The sequence below is a fragment of the Aeromonas sp. QDB68 genome, assembly GCF_027707405.1.
GTDB classification, from domain to species: Bacteria; Pseudomonadota; Gammaproteobacteria; order Enterobacterales; family Aeromonadaceae; genus Aeromonas; species Aeromonas caviae.
Window position 1 is genome coordinate 1 of record NZ_JAPCIQ010000214.1, and the last position, 1,294, is coordinate 1,294.

Annotated in this window: 1 protein-coding gene; it reads right to left on the bottom strand. The window is 55.6% G+C overall.

Annotated features, from left to right (window positions below):
• Positions 1-19 precede the first annotated feature (19 nt).
• Positions 20-1,294, bottom strand: a 1,275-nt coding sequence (locus PG892_RS22295; protein WP_270825911.1) for an IS1634-like element ISAs25 family transposase, incomplete at its 5' end; no start/stop codon positions are given.

Consider the following 1,294-nt stretch of genomic DNA (forward strand, 5'->3'; position numbering starts at 1 on the left):
CCGACATTCCGCACCTGATTTAGGAATAAATTTGCCGATAGCGCTCACCCAATACCTCCAAAATGATCTGCTGGTCTCCTGTTAGCTCCGTTACTTGTGGCGGAGCTTCTCCCAGTCGATATTCATGGATGCCACCAAAGCGCAAAAAGATCCAACGGGCCGTCGGCTGCTGGGTCGGTTTCTTTTTCATATCCGCCACACTGCGATTCTGCTCCACTAATCCCTGCCGGATCCGGTGCTCCAACGCTGCGTAAATCATCAGGCTACAGGTCATCACCATGAGCAACGCTTCAATCCGCTCCGGCTTTTTCAGGTACAGTGAGGAGGTTAAAAACTCCGGGCTCTTGAGAAAACGAAAGCCCCGTTCGACATTCTGCTGCGCTTTATAGGTGGCCAAAAGTTCGGCCATGGTCAGCGTATCGCTGTGGTCATTGGTCGCCAGGATGAACACCCCGGTCTGGTTGCGGGCCTCTTCAACGCAAGCCAGGCTAGTTGCCGCCAACCCAGTGATTTGAAACTGATGGCCAATTGGCTCTTCGCCACGCTTGGGTCTGCCACGTCCTGTATAAACGGGTTCACCTACCACTTCGGCATCCAGTTGCAGCAGCATCAAGCTGGCGGTAAAACAGCTCAACTCAGCTTGGGCATCCGCCTCACAAGCAAAGCGTCGGGCACACAATTTGGCGAAGGCTTTGAGCTCGCGGGTACTGTCTTTGAGCAGGTTTTTGGCCAATGTCTGCTGCTCGCGGTGGCTGGCTTGTTCGCTGCGCACCAGCAACCAACGTTGCGCGACCCCGGCATAATTCGCGTGTTGCCAACGGCCATGATAGCCATTGCCCAGAGCGGTCAGCGGTTGTGCACCTATGGTTGCCACGGCCTGCTTTGCCTCATTGAGAGTGACGGGCACCCGGGTCACAAATAGTTGCTGCTGTTGCGCCAGTAATTGCAAGGTATCGGCGCAGTACAGTGCGGCATCGCCGACCAGATAACGGCACTCCTGCGCGGCCTTGAGACTGCTCAAATGGCGACGAACGGTCTGGGCAAAGGCTTTGGTGTCATTACTATTGCCGCTCAGGGCCTGCATATAGACAGGTAGGCCGGCCTGATTTTCACAGATGAGCTCAAGGATCACTTGATTCAGCTCTGGCCGGTGATCACGACTATAACCACGCACCAGTTGCAGCTTACCGACCAGATCCCCATCGGCACAGTCATAGGCGCCATCGACGTGGAAGCTGGTAATATCGAGGTGCACTGCGGTGCTTTTGAGCCCCAGCCGCTCGACAACTTGCGC